The 22430-nt window shown below is 70.7% G+C and carries 21 protein-coding genes and 1 riboswitch; of the genes, 16 read left to right on the forward strand and 5 right to left on the reverse strand.

Annotated elements, in window-relative coordinates; translation table 11 throughout:
* Nucleotides 1-55: 55 nt before the first annotated feature.
* The gene (locus tag OHA58_RS26365; protein WP_405481816.1) at nt 56-457 is read right to left on the reverse strand and encodes a hypothetical protein; all 402 of its coding nucleotides are present in this window, start codon (nt 455-457) and stop codon (nt 56-58) included.
* Between the two features lie 187 nt (nt 458-644).
* Between OHA58_RS26365 and OHA58_RS26370 the strand changes: the two genes are divergently transcribed.
* The 6 genes from OHA58_RS26370 (at nt 645) to OHA58_RS26395 (ending at nt 7809) form a co-directional block, all read left to right on the forward strand.
* On the forward strand, nt 645-1265 hold the full coding sequence (locus OHA58_RS26370) for a heme-copper oxidase subunit III (protein WP_100592161.1): 621 nt from the start codon (nt 645-647) through the stop codon (nt 1263-1265).
* A gap of 74 nt (nt 1266-1339) precedes the next feature.
* Nucleotides 1340-2149: a c-type cytochrome gene (locus OHA58_RS26375; RefSeq protein ID WP_405481817.1), complete on the forward strand. Its 810-nt coding sequence runs from the start codon at nt 1340-1342 to the stop codon at nt 2147-2149.
* Complete coding sequence (locus tag OHA58_RS26380) at nt 2146-3204, forward strand: Rieske 2Fe-2S domain-containing protein (protein WP_405481818.1); 1059 nt, start codon at nt 2146-2148, stop codon at nt 3202-3204. Before OHA58_RS26375 ends, OHA58_RS26380 begins: the two co-directional genes overlap by 4 nt.
* Entirely contained in the window at nt 3201-4847 is a 1647-nt protein-coding gene (locus tag OHA58_RS26385; protein WP_405481819.1) for a cytochrome bc complex cytochrome b subunit, read from the forward strand. Before OHA58_RS26380 ends, OHA58_RS26385 begins: the two co-directional genes overlap by 4 nt.
* A 128-nt stretch (nt 4848-4975) precedes the next feature.
* Nucleotides 4976-6040 (forward strand): anthranilate phosphoribosyltransferase, encoded by a 1065-nt coding sequence (gene trpD / locus OHA58_RS26390; protein WP_405481820.1) that lies wholly within the window; start codon nt 4976-4978, stop codon nt 6038-6040.
* A gap of 112 nt (nt 6041-6152) precedes the next feature.
* Nucleotides 6153-6269, forward strand: a riboswitch (SAM riboswitch).
* A 166-nt stretch (nt 6270-6435) separates the two neighbouring features.
* Nucleotides 6436-7809 (forward strand): aminotransferase class V-fold PLP-dependent enzyme, encoded by a 1374-nt coding sequence (locus OHA58_RS26395; protein WP_405481821.1) that lies wholly within the window; start codon nt 6436-6438, stop codon nt 7807-7809.
* 69 nt (nt 7810-7878) lie between these two features.
* On the opposite strand, the gene OHA58_RS26400 is transcribed toward OHA58_RS26395, so the two are convergent.
* A complete protein-coding gene (locus OHA58_RS26400) occupies nt 7879-8160 on the reverse strand; it encodes an Lrp/AsnC family transcriptional regulator (RefSeq protein ID WP_100592167.1) in 282 nt (93 codons plus the stop codon).
* Nucleotides 8161-8205: 45 nt separating this feature from the next.
* Nucleotides 8206-8967 (reverse strand): rhomboid family intramembrane serine protease, encoded by a 762-nt coding sequence (locus OHA58_RS26405; protein ID WP_405481823.1) that lies wholly within the window; start codon nt 8965-8967, stop codon nt 8206-8208.
* Between the two features lie 145 nt (nt 8968-9112).
* Here OHA58_RS26405 and OHA58_RS26410 point away from each other — a divergent pair, with 145 nt between their 5' ends.
* From OHA58_RS26410 to OHA58_RS26430, 5 genes are all read left to right on the forward strand, one after another.
* Complete coding sequence (locus tag OHA58_RS26410) at nt 9113-9352, forward strand: hypothetical protein (RefSeq protein ID WP_100592168.1); 240 nt, start codon at nt 9113-9115, stop codon at nt 9350-9352.
* A 43-nt stretch (nt 9353-9395) separates the two neighbouring features.
* On the forward strand, nt 9396-10745 hold the full coding sequence (locus OHA58_RS26415) for an NYN domain-containing protein (protein WP_405481824.1): 1350 nt from the start codon (nt 9396-9398) through the stop codon (nt 10743-10745).
* A gap of 317 nt (nt 10746-11062) precedes the next feature.
* Nucleotides 11063-12094 carry an NlpC/P60 family protein gene (locus OHA58_RS26420; RefSeq protein ID WP_405481825.1) on the forward strand — a complete coding sequence of 344 codons (1032 nt, stop codon included), beginning with the start codon at nt 11063-11065 and terminating at the stop codon, nt 12092-12094.
* 240 nt (nt 12095-12334) lie between these two features.
* Complete coding sequence (locus OHA58_RS26425; protein WP_405481827.1) at nt 12335-13384, forward strand: NlpC/P60 family protein; 1050 nt, start codon at nt 12335-12337, stop codon at nt 13382-13384.
* A gap of 51 nt (nt 13385-13435) precedes the next feature.
* Nucleotides 13436-14644: a hypothetical protein gene (locus tag OHA58_RS26430; RefSeq protein ID WP_405481829.1), complete on the forward strand. Its 1209-nt coding sequence runs from the start codon at nt 13436-13438 to the stop codon at nt 14642-14644.
* A 13-nt stretch (nt 14645-14657) separates the two neighbouring features.
* Here OHA58_RS26430 and OHA58_RS26435 read toward each other — a convergent pair whose 3' ends face one another.
* A complete protein-coding gene (locus OHA58_RS26435) occupies nt 14658-15896 on the reverse strand; it encodes a glycosyltransferase 87 family protein (RefSeq protein WP_405481830.1) in 1239 nt (412 codons plus the stop codon).
* A gap of 78 nt (nt 15897-15974) precedes the next feature.
* Here OHA58_RS26435 and OHA58_RS26440 point away from each other — a divergent pair, with 78 nt between their 5' ends.
* Nucleotides 15975-17126 (forward strand): glycosyltransferase family 4 protein, encoded by a 1152-nt coding sequence (locus OHA58_RS26440; protein ID WP_405481832.1) that lies wholly within the window; start codon nt 15975-15977, stop codon nt 17124-17126.
* A gap of 87 nt (nt 17127-17213) precedes the next feature.
* Here OHA58_RS26440 and OHA58_RS26445 read toward each other — a convergent pair whose 3' ends face one another.
* Complete coding sequence (locus OHA58_RS26445) at nt 17214-19010, reverse strand: AMP-dependent synthetase/ligase (protein WP_405481833.1); 1797 nt, start codon at nt 19008-19010, stop codon at nt 17214-17216.
* Nucleotides 19011-19319: 309 nt separating this feature from the next.
* On the opposite strand from OHA58_RS26445, the gene OHA58_RS26450 reads away from it, so the two are divergent.
* The 4 genes from OHA58_RS26450 (at nt 19320) to OHA58_RS26465 (ending at nt 22423) form a co-directional block, all read left to right on the forward strand.
* Nucleotides 19320-20081, forward strand: coding sequence for a metallophosphoesterase (locus tag OHA58_RS26450; RefSeq protein WP_405481834.1), 762 nt, complete (start codon nt 19320-19322; stop codon nt 20079-20081).
* Between the two features lie 80 nt (nt 20082-20161).
* Nucleotides 20162-20596, forward strand: a complete 435-nt coding sequence (locus tag OHA58_RS26455) for an SRPBCC family protein (RefSeq protein ID WP_405481835.1) — start codon at nt 20162-20164, stop codon at nt 20594-20596.
* A gap of 85 nt (nt 20597-20681) precedes the next feature.
* Entirely contained in the window at nt 20682-21848 is a 1167-nt protein-coding gene (locus tag OHA58_RS26460; protein ID WP_405481836.1) for an ArsA family ATPase, read from the forward strand.
* A gap of 89 nt (nt 21849-21937) precedes the next feature.
* Nucleotides 21938-22423 carry a DUF5304 domain-containing protein gene (locus OHA58_RS26465; RefSeq protein WP_382517962.1) on the forward strand — a complete coding sequence of 162 codons (486 nt, stop codon included), beginning with the start codon at nt 21938-21940 and terminating at the stop codon, nt 22421-22423.
* Nucleotides 22424-22430: the final 7 nt, after the last annotated feature.

Here is a 22430-nt window from a genome sequence, read left to right on the forward strand (position 1 = left end):
GAAGGGGCGACCCGCGGCAGCGCTGCGGGTCGCCCCTTCGGCGTGCCGAAGCGCCCTACGCCTCCACGGCGCGCCGCGAGCGCAGCAGAGCGGCCAGTGCGCCCGCGAACTCCACCGGGTCGATCGGCAGCGTCACAGCGGCCTCGGCGCGGCTCCAGGTGGCCAGCCAGGCGTCCTGCGGGCGGCCCATCAGGAGCAGCACCGGCGGGCAGTGGAAGATCTCGTCCTTGATCTGCCGGCAGACGCCCATGCCGCCCGCGGGAACGGCCTCGCCGTCCAGGACGCAGACGTCGATGCCGCCGTGGTCCAGCTCCTTGAGGACCGCCGGGAGCGTGGCGCACTCGACGAACTCGATCTCGGGGGCGTCGGCGGCGGGCCTGCGCCCGGTCGCGAGGCGGACCTGTTCGCGGGTGCTTGCGTTGTCGCTGTAGACCAGGACCGTCGCGGTCGACTGCATCGTTCCTCCGAGACTTCGGCGTCTTTGACTCATCAAGGTGGGGAAGCGTTGCGCGGAGCCTACTCCTCCCGACACCCCGTCAACACCGGTTCGGACACCGCCTTGATGGGCCATACGGGCTGGACACACCCCACAGACACTCCGAACGGCACCCCCCGGAGTGAGCGCGAGATAAGCGACCGACATAATGTCGGTCGTGGCGACAGCAACGACAGTAGAAACCGGGCACGCGCACCCGTCGGTCAATCGGCCGAACCTCACCAGCGTCGGAACCATCATCTGGCTGAGTTCCGAGCTGATGTTCTTCGCGGCCCTCTTCGCGATGTACTTCACCCTGCGATCGGTGACGGGGCCAGATCACTGGAAGGAAATGGCCGAGTCGCTGAACGTTCCGTTCTCAGCGACGAACACCACGATCCTGGTGCTCTCCTCACTGACCTGTCAGCTCGGCGTGTTCGCCGCCGAGCGCGGGGATGTGAAGAAGCTCAGGACATGGTTCATCGTCACCTTCATCATGGGTGCGATCTTCATCGGCGGTCAGATCTTCGAGTACACCGAGCTGGTCAAGAAGGACGGCCTCTCGCTGTCCTCCGACCCGTACGGCTCGGTGTTCTACCTGACGACTGGCTTCCATGGACTGCACGTGACAGGCGGCCTCATCGCCTTCCTGTTCGTCCTCGGCCGCACCTACGCGGCCAGGAAGTTCACCCATGAGCAGGCGACCGCAGCCATCGTCGTGTCCTATTACTGGCACTTCGTCGATGTCGTCTGGATCGGCCTTTTCGCCACGATCTACTTGATCAAGTAGCCGGTACGTCGATCCCGACGCACCGACTCGTCCAGCAAGCACCGACGCAGAAGATCCTGACACCGGGGTAATCCGTGAAAAAGCTCTCCGCACGACGACGCCATCCGCTGGCGGCGGTCGTCGTCCTACTCCTCGCGCTGGCGGCCACCGGGGGGCTGTACGCCGCGTTCGCACCCGCGAGCAAGGCGCAGGCCGACGAAACCGCCCAGTCCCTCGCCATCGACGAGGGCAAGAAGCTCTACGCCGTCGGCTGCGCCAGCTGCCACGGCACCGGCGGTCAGGGCAGCTCTGACGGTCCGCCGCTGACGGGCGTGGGCGCCGCGGCCGTCGACTTCCAGGTCGGCACCGGGCGCATGCCTGCGCAGCAGCCCGGCGCGCAGATCCCGAAGAAGAAGGTCATCTACTCGCAGGCCGAGATCGACCAGCTCGCGGCGTACGTCGCCTCGCTCGGTGCCGGTCCGACCGTCCCGACGAAGAACCAGGTCAGCCCGGAGGGTGCGGACATCGCCAAGGGTGGCGAGCTGTTCCGTACCAACTGCGCGCAGTGCCACAACTTCACCGGTGAGGGCGGCGCGCTGACACACGGCAAGTTCGCGCCGACCCTGGAGGGCGTGAGCCCGAAGCACATCTACGAGGCCATGCAGACGGGCCCGCAGAACATGCCGTCCTTCCCCGACACCACGATGCCGGAGAAGAACAAGAAGGACATCATCGCGTACATCAACGCGGTCAACGGCGACGACACCGAGAGCCCCGGCGGTCTGAACCTGGGCGGGCTCGGCCCGGTCAGTGAAGGCCTGTTCGCCTGGATCTTCGGCCTCGGCGCACTGGTCGCCGTCGCCGTCTGGGTCGCCGCTCGGACCGCAAAGGCCAAGAAGTCATGAGTAGCCAAGAGATTCCAGAAGAGAACCTGCCCAGCGCGCAGGACGCCGACCAGCCGCACGGCGCGGTCGCGGTGAAGGACGACCCCTTCGCCGATCCGGGGCTGCCGCCCCACGAGCACCGGGTCCAGGACATCGACGACCGGGCCGCCAAGCGCTCCGAGCGCGTGGTCGCCTTCCTGTTCACGCTCTCGATGCTCGCCACGGTCGCCTTCATCGCCTCGTACGTGACGATCAAGGCCGACAAGAGCGTCTACATCTGGCCGATCGGGCACCTCAGCGCGCTGAACTTCGCGCTCGGTATGACCCTCGGCGTGGCCCTGTTCTGCATCGGCGCGGGCGCGGTCCACTGGGCCCGCACCCTGATGTCCGACGTGGAGGTCGCCGACGACCGTCACGAGATCTCGGCCGAGCCCGCGGTCAAGGCGAAGGTCCTCGCGGACTTCAAGCAGGGCGCCAAGGAGTCGCAGTTCGGACGGCGCAAGCTGATCCGCAACACGCTCTTCGGCGCGGTCGCGATGGTCCCGCTCTCCGGCATCGTCCTCCTTCGTGACCTCGGTCCGCTGCCGGAGGACAAGCTCCGGCACACCGCGTGGAAGAAGGGCAAGCTCCTCGTCAACATGAACACGAACGAGCCGCTGCGTCCTTCGGACATCGTGGTCGGCTCGCTCACCTTCGCCAAGCCCGAGGGCGTGGAGGAGACGGACGAGGACTTCCAGCAGGTCATGGGCAAGGCCGCCCTGATGCTGGTCCGGATCCAGCCGGAGAACATCAAGGACAAGCAAGAGCTCGAGTGGGCTCACGAGGGCGTCGTCGCGTACTCGAAGGTCTGCACCCACGTGGGCTGCCCGATCTCCCTGTACGAGCAGCAGACGCACCACGTGCTCTGCCCCTGTCACCAGTCCACCTTCGACCTCTCCGACGGCGCCCGCGTCATCTTCGGTCCCGCCGGCCACGCGCTCCCGCAGCTGCGTATCGGCGTGAACGGCGAGGGTTACCTGCAGGCGCTCGGCGACTTCGCAGAGCCCGTCGGTCCTGCTTTCTGGGAGCGCGGATGAGCACTACTTCGACCACGCCGTCCAACGACGCGTCCTCGCGCGAGAAGGCGCCCGCCGGTGAGCGGGTGGCCGACTGGGCGGACGGCCGGCTCGGGATCTACTCCCTGGCCAAGGCCAACATGCGCAAGATCTTCCCGGACCACTGGTCCTTCATGCTCGGTGAGATCTGCCTCTACAGCTTCATCATCATCATCCTCACGGGTGTGTACCTGACGCTGTTCTTCCACCCGTCGATGAACGAGGTGGAGTACCACGGCAGCTACGTCCCGCTGCAGGGACAGCTGATGTCCGAGGCGTTCAACTCGACCATGCACATCTCCTTCGATGTGCGCGGTGGTCTGCTGATCCGGCAGATCCACCACTGGGCGGCGCTGATCTTCCTCGCCGGCATGTTCGTGCACATGATGCGCGTGTTCTTCACGGGTGCGTTCCGCAAGCCCCGTGAGGTCAACTGGCTGTTCGGCTTCCTGCTGTTCGTCCTCGGCATGTTCACCGGCTTCACCGGTTACTCGCTCCCGGACGACCTGCTCTCCGGCACCGGTGTCCGCTTCATGGAGGGCGCGGTCCTGTCCGTGCCGATCGTCGGCACGTACCTGTCGTTCTTCCTCTTCGGCGGCGAGTTCCCGGGCGGCGACTTCGTCGCGCGGTTCTACTCGGTCCACATCCTGCTGCTGCCGGGCATCATGCTCGGCCTGGTGGTCGGCCACCTGATCCTGGTCTTCTACCACAAGCACACGCAGTTCGCGGGCCCCGGAAAGACGAACAAGAACGTCGTCGGCATGCCGCTGCTGCCGGTCTACATGGCCAAGGCGGGTGGCTTCTTCTTCCTGGTCTTCGGTGTCATCGCGGCCGTCTCCGCGATCGCGTCGATCAACCCGATCTGGGCCATCGGCCCGTACCGGATCGACCAGGTCTCCACCGGCGCGCAGCCCGACTGGTACATGGGCTTCTCCGAAGGCCTGATCCGCTTCATGCCGGGCTGGGAGATCAACCTCTGGGGTCACACGCTCGTCCTGGGTGTGTTCATCCCGCTGATCATCTTCCCGCTGGTCCTGGTGGCCATCGCGGTCTACCCGTTCATCGAGTCCTGGGTCACCGGCGACAAGCGCGAGCACCACATCCTGGACCGCCCGCGCAACGTCCCGACCCGGACCGCGTTCGGTGCCGCCTGGATCAGCTGGTACTTCGTCCTGCTCGTCGGTGGTGGTAACGACCTCTGGGCCACGCACTTCCACCTGTCGATCAACGCGATCACCTGGTTCGTGCGCATCGGGTTCTTCATCGTGCCCGTGCTGGTCTTCGTCGCCACCAAGCGGATCTGCCTCGGCCTCCAGCGCCGCGACAAGGACAAGGTGCTGCACGGACGCGAGTCCGGCATCATCAAGCGCCTGCCGCACGGTGAGTTCATCGAGGTCCACGAGCCGCTCGGTGCCGACGCCCTGCACACCCTCACCGCGCACGAGCAGTACGCGCCGCTCGAGGTCGGCCCGACGGTCGACGAGAACGGTGTGGAGCGCAAGGTGTCCGGTACGCAGAAGCTGCGGGCCAAGCTCTCCGAGGGCATGTACGGCGAGGAGAGCCAGATCCCGAAGCCGACTGTCGAGGAGTACAAGGAGATCACCAGCGGCCACGGCCACCACTGATCACCTGACCTGACCCCATGGTCGCCACGGTGAGAGCCCCGTCCAGGCACTGGACGGGGCTCTTTGCCGCTCTCAGGGCTGGATAGGGTGGCCTTGTTCCCATACACACGAAAAACCAGGAGCGGCAGATGAATGCTGTGACCCCCGCAGGAGGCAACACCGCGGCGGGCCGTTCCTGGCCCCAGATCCTGAACGGTCTCCTGGAAGGGCGCGACCAGAGCGCTGACGACACGGCCTGGGCCATGGACCGCATCATGCGGGGCGAGGCCACGGACGCGCAGATCGCAGGGTTCGCGGTGGCCATGCGCGCCAAGGGCGAGACCGTCGAGGAGATCTCCGGCCTCGTACGGGCCATGTACGAGCACGCGAACGTGATCGAGGTCCCGGGCGACACGGTCGACATCGTCGGCACGGGCGGCGACGGCGCCAAGACGGTCAACATCTCCACGATGTCGGCGATCGTCATCGCGGGCACGGGCGCCAAGGTCGTCAAGCACGGCAACCGGGCCGCGTCGTCGGCGTCCGGCGCCTCGGACGTCCTGGAGAAGCTCGGCGTGAACCTGGAGCTCACGCCGAAGCGGGTGGCCGAGGTCGCGGAGGAGGCCGGGATCACGTTCTGCTTCGCCGTGAAGTTCCACCCCGCGCTGCGGCACGTGGCGGCGGCGCGCGGCCAGCTGGGCATCCGCACAACGTTCAACTTCCTCGGTCCCCTGACCAACCCGGCCAAGGTGCGGGCCCAGGCCGTCGGGGTCGCCGACGCGCGGATGGCGCCCATCGTGGCCGGTGTCTTCGCCGAGCGCGGCCACTCGTCCCTCGTTTTCCGCGGCGACGACGGCCTGGACGAGCTGACGACGACGGCGACCTCGCGGATCTGGGTGGTCCGTGACGGCGCCGTGCGCGAGGAGGCCTTCGACCCGCGGGACGTCGGCATCGACCTGGTGCCGGTGTCCGCGCTGCGGGGCGCCGACGCGTCGTACAACGCGGAGGTCGCCCGCCGCCTCCTGGACGGTGAGAGGGGCCCGGTACGGGACGCGGTCCTGCTCAACTCGGCGGCGGCGCTCGTCGCTCTCACGCCCGGCGAGGGCCCGCTGACCGACCAGATCCGGGCCGGCATGGCCCGCGCCGCCGAGTCGATCGACTCGGGCTCGGCGAAGCGGACGCTGGAGCGCTGGGTGGCGGCCAGCAACGCGTGAGCGCGTAGGCATGGATGGTGGGGAGGTGCCGGCCGGTGCCTCCCCACCACGCTCCGTCCGGGATGCGGACACGCTGTTGCGACGAAGCGATCAACTGGCATACTTCTCGGCAGGTCATGAGTGACAGCGATTAGGCCCCGGCTCGCTGTCCGGCAACCCTCCGTCCGTGGCGGGGTGCCCCGGGTGAAGACCAGGCAGTGCACAGCAAGGTGCTCTGCAAGCGCGGACCCCTGCACACCCTGGGGTCCTGGTCCTCAAGGGAGCAGTCTCGTGAGCAAGCGAATGCGATAGGGCATCTCCGCCCCACCTCCGCACACCCCTTTTCCTTTTCGGCTGCGCCGTCGAGCCATCAGCTCCGGCGTGGTCAATTCGCTTACCTCTCACGGGAGTTCGCCATGTCTGTCTCCACCGCTGCCGCCGACCAGTCGCTTTGTAGTGAAATTCCCGGGGCTCTGCCGGTTCTCGGCCGGGATGTCACCGTTCCGCTCGTCACCGGTGGCGAGGTCACCTACGCGGCCCTCGACTACGCGGCCAGCGCCCCGGCCCTCCAGCGGGTCTGGGACGACGTGGCGGCCTACGCGCCGTACTACGGCAGCGTGCACCGCGGCGCCGGGTACCTGTCGCAGCTGTCGACCGACCTCTTCGAGAACTCCCGCGTGACCGTCGCCGAGTTCCTCGGCTGCCGCGCGGACGACCAGGTGATCTTCACCCGGTCGACCACCGACTCGCTCAACCTGCTCGCCGCCGTGCTCCCCGCCGACTGCGAGGTCTTCGTCTTCGAGACCGAGCACCACGCCTCGCTCCTGCCGTGGCGCGACGCCCGCGTGACGTACCTGAACGCGCCGCGCACGCCCGGCGAGGCCGTTCAGACCCTGGAGAGCGCCCTCGCCGACCGCGACCCCTACGGGCCCGCCCTGGTGTGCGTCACGGGCGCCTCGAACGTCACCGGTGAGCTGTGGCCCGTCCGTGAGCTCGCCGCCGCGGCCCACGCCCATGGCGCCCGTATCGTCCTCGACGCGGCGCAGCTCGCCCCGCACCACCCCGTCGACATCCAGGACCTCGACGTCGACTGGGTCGCCTTCTCCGGGCACAAGCTGTACGCGCCCTTCGGGTCCGGCGTCCTCGCCGGCCGCGCCGACTGGCTCCAGGCTTCCGAGCCGTACCTCGCCGGCGGCGGCGCCTCCCGCAAGGTCGCGCGGCGCGCCGACGGCGGTGTGGACGTCGAGTGGCACGACAGCGCGGCCCGCCACGAGGCCGGTTCGCCGAACGTCATCGGCGTCTACTCCATCGCCTCCGCCTGCAAGGCCCTCACCGAGGCGGGCTTCGACTCGCTCGTCGCCCGTGAGCAGTACCTGATCGGCAAGGTCCGTGACGGTCTCGCCGCCGTGCCCGAGGTCAAGGTGCTCTCGCTGTTCGGCGACGACGCCCCGCGCGTCGGTGTCATCTCCTTCGTCGTCGACGGCTGGAACAGCTCGCACTTCGCGGCCGCGCTCTCCGCCGAGTACGGCATCGGCGTACGCGACGGCCTCTTCTGCGCCCACCCGCTCGTGCGCACCCTGCTGGGCAGCGACCCGCAGTCGCAGGGGGAGTGCGGGGCGCCCGAGGCCGCGCCCGGCGAGAAGTCCCTCAACGCGATCCGCGTCAGCTTCGGCGCCGGCACCCCGGACGAGCACGTCGAGCGCTTCGTCCGCGCCGTCACCGAGCTGGTCCGCGACGGCGCGCGCTGGAACTACCGCACGGAGGACGGGCGTTGCGTCCCCGCGGTGTGATCCGCGCACCGCACCGGACATGACGAAGGCCGCCCCTCGGGGCGGCCTTCGGTCGTCAAGCGGACAGGATCAGGAGTCGAGCCCGATCGCGAATGCCGCCTCCAGGTCGTGCTGCGAGTACGTGCGGAACGCGACGTGCGTGTCCGTCGCCTCCACGCCCGGAATCTTGCTGATCTTCCCGGGGATGACGTCCGCCAGGTCGTCGTGGCGCGCGACGCGCACCATGGCGATCAGGTCGTACGTACCGGTCACGGAGAAGACCTCGCTGACGCTGTCGAGGGCGGCGATCGACTCGGCGATCTCGGGGATCCGGTCCACGCTGGTCTTGATGAGCACGATCGCGGTGATCACGGCTGGCTGTCTCCCTCGGTGGCCGTGGCTGGGGCTGCTTTCACTCTAGCCCGCCCGTCTCCCGCCACCGCCCTTGCGCAGAAGCGCTTCGCGCACCCCTCTTTTCCCTCTGTAGCGCACCCACGCGTAGAGAAACCCGACGGAGAACCCGACCAGGTGCGCCAGGTAGGCCACTCCCGGCCCCTGGCCGCTCTGCCGGGCCGCCGCCCACTGGAGCGACACCCAGAACGGCAGCACGACCCACGCGGGAAACCGCAGCGGCAGGAAGAACAGGAACGGGAACAGGCTCGTCACGCGCGCCCGGGGGAAGAGACAGAGGAACGCCCCGAGCACCGCGGAGATCGCCCCTGAGGCGCCCACCAGGGTCTGCTCGGAGCCCGCGTGCGCGATCGCGTAGCCGAGCAGCGCCACGCAGCCGGAGAGCAGGTAGAAGAGCGCGAACTGGAGGTGGCCCATACGTTCCTCGACCATCGCGCCGAAGACGTACAGGAAGAGCATGTTGCCGAGCAGGTGCAGCCAGCTGCCGTGGACGAAGAGGGCCGTGACGGTGGTGAGCGCGGCGCGTGGGGACCCGGTGAGCAGCTGGGAGGGGATCACACCCCAGCGGGCGAAGTAGTCGCTCTGCGCGGCGAGCAGCCGGTCGCCCGTGCCGTAGACGGGGTTGAACCCGGACGCCGGGGACAGCAGGAAGGCCACGCAGCACAGCGCGATCAGCCCGTACGTCACCGGTGCCGGCTGGTTCCTGACGGCCGACCTGGCCGTCCTGCCCGCCGCCGCACCCCAATTGTCGATCATGTGCCAGATCATGACGTAACGGTGCACACCTGCCCAGACGGCCTGCCGGGATTCCCCACTGTGGACGCCCGCGCGGGGGGTCCCCGCCAGGCCGTAGGGTTACGGACACCACGCACCACGGAAAACGTACGACCCCGAAAGAAGGCGAACAGCCCCGATGACGGTTCCCCTGCCGACCGCCGAGACCCGTTGGCGCTGCACTCTCTGCGGCAACCTCACGCGTTTCGACGTGACCCGCTCGTCGAAGGTCGTCGAATACGTTCACCTCGACCTCGCGGGTGACCCGAAGGTCGAGGAGCGCGAGGTGGTCAGTGAGACCATCGAATCGGTCCGCTGCCGCTGGTGCAACGCGGTGGATCAGGTCGAACTCGTGGACAGGCCGGGTGCCGGCTCCTGAGAGGGAGCGGACCCCCCAGAAATTACGGACATTGGGGTGACGGATGGTGGAGAGCGAAGGCGGGGAGGCCGGGGACGGCGCCGCTGAGGTGCTCGACCGGCCGTTGCCCGAAGGTGTGCGGCGCCGGGTCGTGCAGATCGTCTCGGACGGCTTCGGCGGGCTGACGGTCGCCGAACTGCCGTCCCAGTTGCGGCAGTATGCGCGCTTCACCCCGACCCGGCGCGCCAAGTTCGCCGGCAATGCGATGGCCGCCGCCGTGGAGACCGACACGCTCTTCCGCCAGCGCATCGGCGAACGTCTCAGAGAGGCCCAGCCGGAGCTCGCCGGCGCCCTGGACTCCGGGGCGCCGCCGCCCGCCGCCGACCCCCTCGACGTGGCCGCCGCGGCCTATGTGCTGCGGCCCACGGGCTGGGTGAAGCTCGTCGCGGCCGCCGGCGAGGAGGCCGTGCGGGCCGACGCCGAGCGTGCCGACGAGGAGACGAAGGCCGAGCTGGAGCGGCTGCGCGCGGAGGTCGAGGCCGCCCGTGAGCAGGCCAGGTCCGAGACCGAACGGCTGCGCGCGGAGCTGGAGTCGGCGAAGAAGGAGGCCGAGTCCCTCCACCGCAAGCTGCGCAGCGCGCTCAGTGACGTCAAGCGCGGCGAGGCGGCCCTGCGCAAGGTCCACGGCGAGACCGAGGCCGTGCGGGCCGAGACGCATGCGCAGCTGTCCGCCGCCGACAGCGAGACGCGGCGGCTCAAGGCCCGGCTCGGCGAGACGGAGGCGGCGCTCGAGGCCTCCCGCAAGGCGGCGCGCGAGGGCCGCAGCGTCGAGGACATGCGCGTACGACTGCTGCTCGACACCGTCCTGGAGTCCGCCCAGGGGCTGCGCCGCGAGCTGGCGCTGCCGCCCGTGTCCGTGCGCCCGGCCGAGACCGTGGACGCCGTCGAACCCGGGCGGATGTCGCCCAAGGACATCGCGGCCCGTGCCCTGTCCGAGCACGACCCCGCCATCCTGGACCAGCTGCTCGCCCTGCCGCAGGCCCATCTCGTGGTCGACGGCTACAACGTCACCAAGACCGGCTATCCGACGATGCCGCTGGAGAAGCAGCGGCTGAGGCTGCTCGGCTCGCTCTCCCAGCTCGCCGCGCAGACCGGCGCCGAGGTCACCTGTGTCTTCGACGGGGCCGAACTCGCCGCGCCCGTACTGCTCGCGCCGCCGCGCGGGGTGCGCGTGCTCTTCTCGAAGGCGGGTGTGACCGCCGACGAACTGATCCGCCAGCTGGTGCGCGCCGAGCCCTCCGGACGGCCCGTGGTGGTGGTCTCCACAGACCGCGAGGTGGCCGACGGGGTCGCCAAGTCGGGCGCCCGTCCCGTCGCCTCCGTGATGCTCCTGAAGCGTCTCTCGCGCGGCTGACCGACCGCCGCGCAGGTTCCGACCCTTCGCCACATAGGCAACGTAGGTCTCATACGTAACCTCTGGGCCTGATGCCCGAATTGGCGGATCGTTTACGCAACGTAGTGTCAAACGAGCATTACCGCACGTGAGTTGAGTGTAAAGAATGCGCTCGGTGACCGACTTTTTTCCTGTCAGGATTTGAACTGATCACAGGAAGGTCACTAAGGTCTGGCCTCGAACCTCCGCTCGGGTGATCGCTCATCGGGAGTGACGGCAGAGGGTCACCGCCCACCGGCGTGTCGGTAGGCGGCTGGAGGAAGAAGGAGCTCGCCTTCGTGGCGTCCCACCGTCGACCCAAGCAGCCGAGCCGCACCCGTGTGACCGTGCTCACCGCAACCGCCGCCGCAGCCGTGGCCCTTACGTCGCAGGCGGCACAGGCCGCGCCGAAGCCGAGCAAGAGCGAGGTCAAGGCCAAGGTCGACAAGCTCTACGAAGAGGCGGAGAAGGCCACCGACAAGTACAACGGGGCCAAGGAGAAGCAGAAGAAGCTCGAGAAGGAGATCGGCGACCTCCAGGACAAGGTCGCCCGCGGCCAGGAGGACCTCAACGAGCTGCGCTCCGGCCTCGGTTCGATGGCCAGCGCGCAGTACCGCTCCGGCGGCATCGACCCCTCCGTCCAGCTCTTCCTCTCCGCCGACCCGGACGACTTCCTGGACAAGGCCTCCACGCTCGACCAGCTCAGCGGTCAGCAGGTCGAGGGCCTGAAGAAGATCCAGGAGAAGCAGCGTTCGCTGGCGCAGGAGCGCCAGGAGGCCGCCGACAAGCTCAAGGACCTCGCCGACACCCGCACGGAACTCGGCAAGAAGAAGCAGCAGGTCCAGAGCAAGCTCAGCGCCGCGCAGAAGCTCCTCAACACCCTCACCGCCGCCGAGCGGCAGAAGATGGCCGCCGACGACGCCCGCGCGAGCCGCTCCGCCGGCGCCCGCGTCGACCTCGGCAACGAGGTCCCGGCCTCCAAGCGCGGCGCCGCCGCCCTGAGCGCCGCCGCCACCCAGCTCGGCAAGCCGTACGTCTCCGGCGGCACGGGCCCCAACTCCTACGACTGCTCCGGGCTCACCCAGTGGTCGTACGGACAGGCCGGTGTGGGCATAACCCGGACCACGTACACGCAGCAGAACGACGGCACGAAGATCGGCATGAGCCAGCTCAAGCCCGGCGACCTGGTCTTCTTCAACAACCTCGCGCACGTGGGCCTGTACGCCGGCAACGGCCAGGTGCTGCACGCCCCGCACCCCGGCGCCGTCGTCCGCTACGAGTCGATGAGCACCGTCGGATCCTTCATGTTCGGCGTCCGCCTGTCCGGCTGAGGACCCGGTCCGGAGCCGCCGGGCGAGCGCCCCGCAAAAACGCGCCCGTTCGGGCGAATTCCGGCATCACCCGCTGACCCCACGCCCCGCCCATGACCTGCGTCATAGGCGGGGCGTCGCGTTTTCCGCCCACAGCGGTCGTTGGCCGCGCCCGCCCCTCGCGGCTACTGTCGGCCCGCATTCCCCCGACCGGGTTCTCCGGCCGGGGGTCGTTCGTCAGCGGAAGGGGAGCGGCTACTCGTGGGGTCCCATCGCCGTCCCGCGCAGTCCGGCCTCGACCGGAGCGCGCGCGGCTCCACTGTCAGCCTCCTGTCGGCCGTGTCCGCCGTGGCGGCCACCGCCGCCGGGCTCACCGCCGCCCCCGCGGGCGCCGCGCCACAGGACCGCCCGTCCGGCACCCGGGCCGAGGTCGACCGCCTCCTCGAGCAGGCCGAGCAGGCCACCGAGGCGTTCAACAAGGCCGACGAGCGCGCCGACAAGCTCCGCGACGAACTGGCGGACCTTCAAGGCAGCGTCGCCCGCGGGCAGGAGCGCATCAACACCATGCGCGGCGCCCTCGGTTCGCTCGCCGGAGCCCAGTACCGCTCGGGCGGCATCGACCCCGCTCTCGCCCTGCTCCTGTCGTCGGACCCCGACGGCTATCTCGACAAGGCGTCCGTCCTCAACCGCATCACCGCCCGCCAGGCCGGCGAACTCACCGAACTGCAGCGGGCGCAGCGCGACCTGTCCCAGGAACGCGCCGAGGCCACCCTCAAACTCGTCGACCTGGAGCGCTCCCGCAAGGCCGTCGCCCGGCACAAGCGGACCGTCGAGGACAAGCTCGCCAAGGCCCGCCGTCTGCTCAACTCCCTGCCCGCCTCGCAGCGTGAGGCCTACGAGCGCGCCTCGCGCGGTGGCGTGCGCGACGGCGTCCCCGACCTGTCGGGCGCGGGCGTGCCGTCGTCCGGCCGGGCCGCCGCGGCGGTCGCCGCCGCCATGTCCGCGGTCGGCAAGCCGTACGTGTGGGGCGCCAACGGGCCCTCCGGATTCGACTGTTCGGGCCTCATGCAGTGGTCGTACGCGCGGGCGGGCGTGGGCCTGCCGCGCACCTCGCAGGCCCAGCGGTACGCGGGCCGGCAGGTGCCGCTGTCCGAGGCGCGGCCCGGCGATCTCGTCGCCTACCGCTCGGACGCCAGCCACATCGGGATGTACGTGGGCAACGGCCAGGTCATCCACGCCCCCTACCCCGGCGCGCCCGTGCGCTACGACCCGGTGGGCATGATGCCCGTGTCGTCCGTGACACGGGTCTGAGCGGTCGAGGCAGGCGGGGCCCGGCGCGGCAGGCGCCGTACGATCGGGAGGATGGCTGGTCGTGGGCGTGGTGCGGGTGGAGCAGGGGCGTGCGTCGCCCTGCTGTCCGTGGCCGCCCTGCTCGCCGGGCTCGTCGGCTGCGGCGGGGGAGCTGCGCAGGACACCGCGCGGGGCGATGTGCAGCACACCCTCGACCGCAGGGCCGACGCTGTCCTCGCCCGGGATCCGGCCGCGTACCGGGCCACCGGCAGCGCGGACGCCGCGGTCCCGGCGAACCTCACCGACGTCCCGCTGACCTCCTGGACGTACCGGCTCACGCGCCTGGACCGCTCCGGCAGCCATGCCACGGCCGGCGCGGAACTGAGCTACCGGATCAAGGGCTACGACAGCGCCCCCGTCGTCTCCGGGCGCTCCCTAGGGCTCGAACTGCGCGAGGGCCGCTGGTACGTGACCTCCGACCGGCCCGCCCCGAAGGCCGGCGAGCAGCTCTGGGAGCAGGGCAGGGTCGTCGTCGAGCGGGGTGCGCACAGTCTCGTCCTCGGCGTCGGCAGGTCCCACGGCGCGCTGAGCGCCTACGCGGACCTCGCCGACGAGGCCGTGCCCGCCGTGAGCGACGCCTGGGGGACCGGCTGGGCCCAGCGGGTCGTGGTCCTCGTCCCGAAGTCCCTGGACGGCATGGGGGCGCTGCTCGGGGCCCCCGCCGCCGGGTACCAGGGGATCGCCGCGGTGACGACCGGCGAGGCGGGGGCGCCGGGGCGGACACCGGCCGACCGGATCACCGTGAACCCGGACGCGTACGGCGTGCTCGGCTCCTTCGGCAAGCAGGTCGTCCTCACGCACGAGACGACCCACGTCGCCACCCGCGCGGCGACGTCGGGCGCGACTCCGCTGTGGCTGTCCGAGGGGTACGCGGACTGGGTCGGCTACCGCGGTACCGGCCGCTCCGCGGGGCAGGCCGCGCCGGAACTGGAGCGCGCGGTGCAGCTCGGACAACTGCCGGCCGCGCTCCCCACCGACCCGGACTTCGGGTTCTCCGGCGACGCTGGGCGGCTCGCGCAGGCGTACGAGGGCGGGTGGCTGGCCTGCCGGATGATCGCCGACCGCTGGGGCGAGGCGAAGCTGAACGACTTCTACCGCGCCGTGGGGAAGCACAAGCGGCGGACCGGGGCGGTCGAGGAGGCGATGGCGAGCGTGCTCGGGACGACGGAGGAGAAGTTCACGGCGGACTGGCGGGACTATCTGCGGGCCCGGCTCGGCTGACCGGCCGGCGGGGTCATGACGTGAGCAGGGTCTCGTCGCGGGCCGCCCGGGGAGGCAGCGCCTGTTCGCGCGTCCGCGGCTCCGTGACCGTCTGCCGCCACAGGCGCCGGGCGGCGGTGAGGGAGGCGGCGACCAGCAGGCCGTTGCGTACGAGGATCAGGGCGAGGCCGAGTCCGTCGCCGTACACGACGTGTCCGAAGCCGAGCGGGAACTCCAGGAACGTCACGAGGGACGCCGCCACGACCAGGCAGGCCGGCGGTGTCATCCGGCTCGCGGAGAACACGGTCGACACCGCGGCCAGACCGGTCAGCCACAGCATGTACTGGGGGCTGATCACCCGGCTCGTCGTCGTGAACAGCAGCACCGCGACGAACGCCGCGTCCGCGAGCGTCCCCGGCGCCCAGGCCCGCGCCCTCAGCCGCCACATCAGGAGCCAGGCGAACGCGAGCAGCGTCAGCACCTGCGCGACCACGCTCACGACGTCCACGTAGGGGCCGAGGAACTCCATCGAGCCGTAGTTCAGCCCGACGGAACCGGGCCAGCCGAACTGCCGCGCCACGTGGAACACCAGCGCGCCGAGCGACTCGACCTCCGTGCCGCGGTCGCGCTGGGAGGTGAGGAAGTCGAGCGCGCCCGGCATCGCCGCCGCGAAGGCGACGACCAGGGCGCCGGCCGTGAGGGACGCGCTGCCCCAGGAAGCCCGCGTGACGCGGCCGCGGCGGGTCCCGAGCAGCAGGAGCAGGGGCCACACCTTCAGCAGCGCGCCGAGCCCAGTGAGCGCCCCCATGACGCGCGGATGCCGGGCCCCGGCCAGCAGCGCGGCCACCGCGACCGCCGTGACCATGACGTCGTAGCGGGCGTACGCGGTCGGACCGAGCAGCGGCACGCCCGCGACCCACACCCACGCCCCGCGCCACGACCTGCCGGGCCGCCCGCCCGCGTGCACGAGGAGCCCGAAGGTGAACGCGTCGGCGAGGAGGGCGAGCACGAAGAACGCGGTGGCGTAGGACAGGAACGGCAGGAGGGCGGGGGAGAGGATCGCGCCCGCGGCGGCCGGCGGGTACTGCCAGGTGACGTCGTCCAGCGGGAACGTGCCCGTGCGCAGGATCCCGTACCAGTTGCGGTAGATGACGGAGACGTCGCTCGTCACGTCGGGACCCGGGACCGTGATCACCTTCAGGACGCACAGGAGGAGCAGCGCCCTGGTCGCGGCCCACACCAGCACCGCAGGGACCGGGATTCTCGGCATCATTCGGGCCATGATGCCGGGCAGAACTGTGCAGGGGCCATGAAGCACGGCCCACCGGCGCGTTAGGTACTGTCGGCGGCGATGCATAAGACAAACAAGACGCTGCTCGTGACCAACGACTTCCCGCCCAGGCCCGGTGGCATCCAGGCGTTCCTGCACAACATGGCGCTCCGCCTGGACCCCGAGCAGCTCGTCGTCTACGCCTCCACCTGGAAGCGCACCCGCGAAGGCGTCGAGGCGACCGCCGCCTTCGACGCCGAGCAGCCCTTCACCGTCGTGCGCGACCGTACGACGATGCTGCTGCCGACGCCCCGCGTCACCCGGCGCGCGGTGGGCCTGCTCAAGGAGCACGGCTGTACGTCGGTGTGGTTCGGCGCGGCCGCCCCGCTCGGCCTGATGGCTCCGGCGCTGCGCAAGGCCGGCGCCCAGCGCCTGGTGGCCACCACGCACGGGCACGAGGCCGGCTGGGCGCAACTGCCCGCGTCCCGCCAACTCCTGCGCCGCATCGGCGAGTCGACGGACACGATCACCTATCTCGGCGAGTACACGCGGTCGCGGATCGCCGCCGCGCTGACGCCCGCCGCGGCGGGCCGGATGGTGCAGCTGCCGCCGGGTGTGGACGAGAAGACGTTCCACCCCGGTTCCGGCGGCGACCTGGTGCGCGAGCGGCTCGGACTGACCGACCGGCCCGTCGTCGTGTGCGTCTCGCGGCTCGTGCCGCGCAAGGGGCAGGACACCCTGATCCTCGCGATGCCGCGGATCCTGGCGGCCGTCCCGGACGCGGTGCTGCTCGTGGTGGGCGGAGGCCCGTACGAGAAGGAGCTGCGCAAGCTCGCGGCGGAGACGGGCGTCACCGACTCGGTGCGCTTCACGGGGGCCGTGCCGTGGTCGGAGCTGCCCGCGCACTACGGGGCGGGCGACGTGTTCGCCATGCCGTGCCGGACCCGGCGCGGGGGCCTCGACGTCGAGGGTCTCGGCATCGTCTACCTGGAGGCGTCGGCGACGGGCCTGCCGGTCGTTGCGGGCGACTCCGGCGGCGCGCCGGACGCGGTGCTCGACGGGGAGACGGGCTGGGTCGTGAAGGGCGGCGACGCGGAGGACTCCGCCGACCGGATCATCACGCTCCTCGGCGACGCGGAGTTGCGGCGGCGCATGGGGGAGCGGGGGCGCGAGTGGGTCGAGGAGCGGTGGCGGTGGGATCTGCTGGCTGAGCGGCTGAGGGGGTTGCTGTAACGCCGGACGGGCTGGATGGATCATCCAGCCCGTCCGGCGTTTGAGGACAAGGGACGCGGGGGTGCGGGGGCGGAGCCCCCGCAAGGCTCAGCCCCGGTAAATGGCTTCGATCTCGTCGGCGTAGTCCTTCGCCACCACGTTCCGCTTCAGCTTCAGGGACGGCGTCAGGTGGCCTGACTCCTCCGTGAACTGGGTCGGCAGGATGCGGAACTTGCGCACCGACTCCGCCTTGGAGACCGCCGCGTTGCCGTCGTCCACGGCCGCCTGGATCGCCGCGAGGAGATCCGCGTCGTCCCGCAGGGACACCGCGGTCGAGTCGGCCGGCTTGCCGTGTTCGGCGGCCCAGCGACCGAGGAACTCGTCGTCGACCGTGACGAGCGCGCCGACGAAGGGGCGTCCGTCGCCGACGACCATGCACTCGGCGACCAGGGCGTGCGCACGGATGCGGTCCTCGATGACGGCCGGGGCGACGTTCTTGCCGCCCGCCGTCACGATGATCTCCTTCTTGCGGCCGGTGATCCGGAGGTAGCCGTCCTCGTCGAGCGTGCCGATGTCGCCCGTGTGGAACCAGCCGTCGGCCAGCGCCTCCTCGGTCGCGGCCTCGTTGTTCCAGTAGCCCGAGAAAAGGTGCTCGCCGTGCAGCAGCACCTCGCCGTCGTCGGCGATCCGGACCACGGAACCCGGCAGCGGCTGGCCGACCGTGCCGATCTTCTGCCGGTCCCACGGGTTGAAGGCGGTGGCGGCGCAGGACTCGGTCAGGCCGTAGCCCTCGAGGACCGTGAAGCCGATGCCGCGGAAGAAGTGGCCGAGGCGCTCGCCGAGCGGGGCGCCGCCGGAGATCGCGTACTCGCCGCGGCCGCCGAGGACGGCGCGCAGCTTGGAGTAGACGAGCTTGTCGAACGTCTTGTACTTCAGCTTCAGACCGATGGACGGGCCCTTGGGGGTGTCCAGGGCGCGGCTGTACTCGATGGCCGTGTCGGCCGCCTTGTCGAAGATCTTGCCCTTGCCGTCGGCCTGCGCCTTGGCGCGCGCCGAGTTGTAGACCTTCTCGAAGACGCGCGGCACACCCAGGATCAACGTCGGCCGGAACGCGGCCAGTTCATCGGTGAGGTGCTTGATGTCGGGGGCGTGGCCCAGCTTGATCGGGGCCATCAGCGAGGCGACCTCGACCAGGCGGCCGAAGACGTGCGCGACGGGCAGGAAGAGCAGCACCGAGCACTCGCCCGTACGGAAGAGGGGCTTGAGGCGCTCGACCACGTTCCCGCACTCGGCGAAGAAGCTGCGGTGCGTGAGGACGCAGCCCTTGGGGCGGCCCGTGGTGCCCGAGGTGTAGACGATCGTCGCGGGGTCGTCGGCCTTCGCGACGGCGCTGCGCTCGTCGACGGTCGCGTCGGAGACGCCCGCGCCCGCGCGGTCCAGCTCCTGGACGCCGCCGGCGTCGATCTGCCAGATGTGGTCGAGGCCGGAGAGGCGGTCGCGCACGGACTCGACGGTGGCCTCGTGCCCGGCGCTCTCGACCACGCAGGCCACGGCGCCGGAGTCGCCGAGGATCCACTGGATCTGCTCGGCGGAGCTGGTCTCGTACACCGGGACGGTGATCGCGCCTGCGCTCCAGATCGCGAAGTCGAGGAGCGTCCACTCGTAGCGGGTACGGGACATCAGGCCGACCCGGTCGCCCGGCTGCACGCCGGAGGCGATCAGGCCCTTGGCGGCGGACCGCACCTCCGCGAGGAAGGTGGTGGCAGTGACGTCCTGCCAGGTGCCGTTCACCTTGCGGGCGATGACGGCGACGTCGGGGTGCTGCGCGGCGTTTCTGCGGACGATGTCGGTCAGATTGCCGTCCGCAGGGACCTCGTACAGGGCCGGAAGGCTGAACTCGCGCAAGACTGCTGCTCCTCATAGGGCACCGGCGCCACGGCATTGTGTGAGTCGACGATGCGGTCCAAGATCGGGCAGGTGCTCAGCTGCTGAAGCAGTGGTAGTTCCAGTGGTTGAAATGCTGAGCACTACTGGACTGCCCGGACGTTACCCACCGGTACTGCTTTTCCGGTAGGGGGTCCAGGCCAGATGTTCGCTGCGTCACACGCCGTGTAACTGCTCCGCCGACCCTAGTCCACCCGATCGGCGAATAGGAAGTAACCGCAGGTCCGGCCCCCTCTACCCACGATTCCCACACAGTTCTAGGGTGATCGCATGCGCGTACATGTGGTCAGCGATGTGCACGGAAACTCCACAGACCTCGCCCGGGCGGGAGACGGGGCGGACGCCCTCGTCTGCCTCGGTGACCTGGTGCTCTTCCTCGACTACGCAGATCATTCGCGTGGCATCTTCCCGGACCTGTTCGGCGTGGAGAACGCGCACCGCATCGTCGAGCTGCGCACCGCCCGCCGCTTCGAGGAGGCACGTGCGTTCGGCGCCGGGCTGTGGGCCGGGATCGATCGCGGGACCGCCATCGAGACCGCGGTGCGCAAGCAGTACGCCGAGCTCTTCGCGGCGTTCCCCACACCGACGTACGCCACCTACGGCAACGTCGACATCCCGCACCTGTGGTCCGAGTACGCCGGCCCCGGCACCACAGTCCTCGACGGCGAGCGCGCCGAGATCGGCGGCCTCGTCTTCGGCTTCGTCGGCGGCGGACTGCGCAGTGCCATGCGCACCCCGTACGAGATCAGCGACGAGGAGTACGCCGCCAAGATCGAGGCGGTCGGGGAGGTCGACGTGCTGTGCACCCACATCCCGCCGGACGTCCCCGAACTCGTCTACGACACCGTCGCGCGCCGCTTCGAGCGCGGCAGCCGCGCCCTCCTGGAGGCGATCCGGCGCACCCGTCCCCGGTACTCCCTGTTCGGCCACGTCCACCAGCCGCTCGCCCGGCGCATGCGGATCGGGGCGACGGAGTGCATCAATGTCGGCCACTTCGCGGGTTCGGGCAGGCCCTGGGCCCTGGAGTGGTGACAGCGCCGCCGCCGGTGCGCGGTAGCCTTCACGCGATACACACCACCCCTCAACGGACCGCATCTGGAGGAGCCACCGCGATGGCGGAACACACCAGCTCGAGCATCACGATCGAGGCGGCACCGGCCGATGTCATGGGGGTGATCGCCGACTTCTCCCGCTACCCCGACTGGACGGGAGAGGTGAAGGAGGCCGAGGTCCTCGCCACGGACGACGCGGGCCGCGCCGAGCAGGTGCGACTCGTCATGGACGCCGGAGCGATCAAGGACGACCAGACCCTGGCCTACACCTGGACCGGGGACAACGAGGTCTCCTGGACCCTGGTCAAGTCCCAGATGCTGCGCTCCCTCGACGGCACGTACCTCCTGAAGTCGTCCGGCACGGGCACCGAGGTCACCTACCGCCTCACGGTCGACGTCAAGATCCCCATGCTCGGCATGATCAAGCGCAAGGCCGAGAAGGTCATCATCGACCGCGCCCTCGCCGGCCTGAAGAAGCGCGTGGAGACGAAGTAGCTCCCGGCATCCCCGTCCGGCGGCCCGCTGTCTCCGTCCGGCGGCCCGCCGGGGGCGACCTGCGCCCCAGGTAGCCTCACACCCCATGCGCACCGTTCTGGTAACCGGCCCCGGCGGCTCCGGCCGGACCACCGCCGCCGCGGCCACGGCCCTCACCGCCGCCCGCCGCGGAGCCCGCACCCTCGTGCTCTCGGCGGACCCCACGGACACCCTCGGCGCCGCCCTCGCCACCCCTACGAGCGCGGCGCCGACGTCCGTCGAACCCGGTCTCACCGCGATACGTCTCGCCCCGGCGGACCGCTTCCGCGAGGACCTCGCCGGCCTCCAGGAAAAGGCGGCGTCCGCCCTCGACCTCCTGGGCGCCACCCGCCTCGACGCCGAGGAACTCACCCCGCTGCCCGGCAGCCACGAGCTCGCCCTGCTCCGCGCCCTGCGCGACAGCGCCCACGGTCCCTACGACCTCGTCGTCGTCGACCTTCCACCGGCGCCGCAGGCCCTCGCCCTGCTCGCCCTGCCGGAACAGCTGCGCCGCTACCTGCGCCGCCTGCTTCCCCCGGAACGCCAGGCCGCCCGCGCCCTGCGCCCCCTCCTCGGCCGCCTCGCCGGCGTCCCCATGCCCGCGGAGTGGCTGTACGAGACGGCGGACCGCTGGGACACCGAACTCGCCGCCGCCCAGGCCGTCATCGAGGACCCGCACACGACCGTGCGCCTCGTCGCCGAGCCCACGCCCGCCGCGGCCGACGCCCTGCTCACCACGACCACCGCCCTCGCCCTGCACGGCCTGCGCGCCGACGCGCTGCTCGCCTCCCGCGTGCTCCCCGACGGCTCCACCGACCCGTGGCTCACCGACGCCGCCGCCCGCCAGCGCAAGGTCGTCGCCACCTGGCAGGGCACGTACGACGTGCATGAGCTGCCCCATCTGGGCCGTGACCCGCGCGGCGCCGACGACCTGGCCGCGCTCGGCGCACCGCCGGTCCCGCCCGCGCCTGCCCCGACCGCCTGGCCCGTCGAGGACCGCATCGCCGACGAGGGCGTCCTCGTGTGGCACCTGCCGCTGCCCGGCACCGTCCGCGAGGACCTCGGACTGGTGCGGCGCGGCGACGAACTCGTCGTGACCGCCGGACCGCTCCGCCGCATCGTCTCCCTGCCGTCGGCGCTGCGCCGCTGCACCGTCGCCGGCGCCGGCCTGCGCGACGGCGTCCTGCGCATCAGGTTCACCCCCGACCCCGACCTGTGGCCCCGGGGACGGTGAACGTACTACCGCCGTTCGGGTAACGTCGAAGGTACGCACCCCTCCTGGTACGCACCCACCCATATACGTTCTCGCAGGAGTCAGCCGCCATGAGCGACGCCACCGAGCAGCCCGCACCCGAGGCCGACGCCGACGCCTGGGAGAAGGCGTGCGCCGAGGACCTCGCGGAGGAGAAGGCCCGCCGCCGTGCCGAGTACGGGCCCCCGCCCGGCTCGGCCGCCGAGGAGCTGCGCAAGCTCGTCGACGCCGTCGCCGAGAAGCTGTCGGGGCTCCAGACGCCCCTTCTCGGTGCGGTCGCCCAGGGCACCGCGCAGCAGGTCGTCAGCCAGGTCGTCAAGCAGGCGAAGGCGGCCGTCGAGCCGGTCGTCGAGCGCAACCCCGAAGTCTTCGACCATCTCGCGGCCGCGGGTAACGAGCTGCTCGCCGCCTACCGCTCCGCCGTAGAGCGCCAGGAGCAGCGCTGGACCCAGCGATCATCGGGCGCCCAGGCCGGACGGGCCGCCGGGGACGACACGGACCCCCGTGACGAGGGCCCCGAGGGGCCTTCAAAAGGTGAACACATCGACCTCGACTGAAGGCCGC

This window comes from Streptomyces sp. NBC_00009 (assembly GCF_045040855.1).
GTDB classification, from domain to species: domain Bacteria; phylum Actinomycetota; class Actinomycetes; order Streptomycetales; family Streptomycetaceae; genus Streptomyces; species Streptomyces aureus.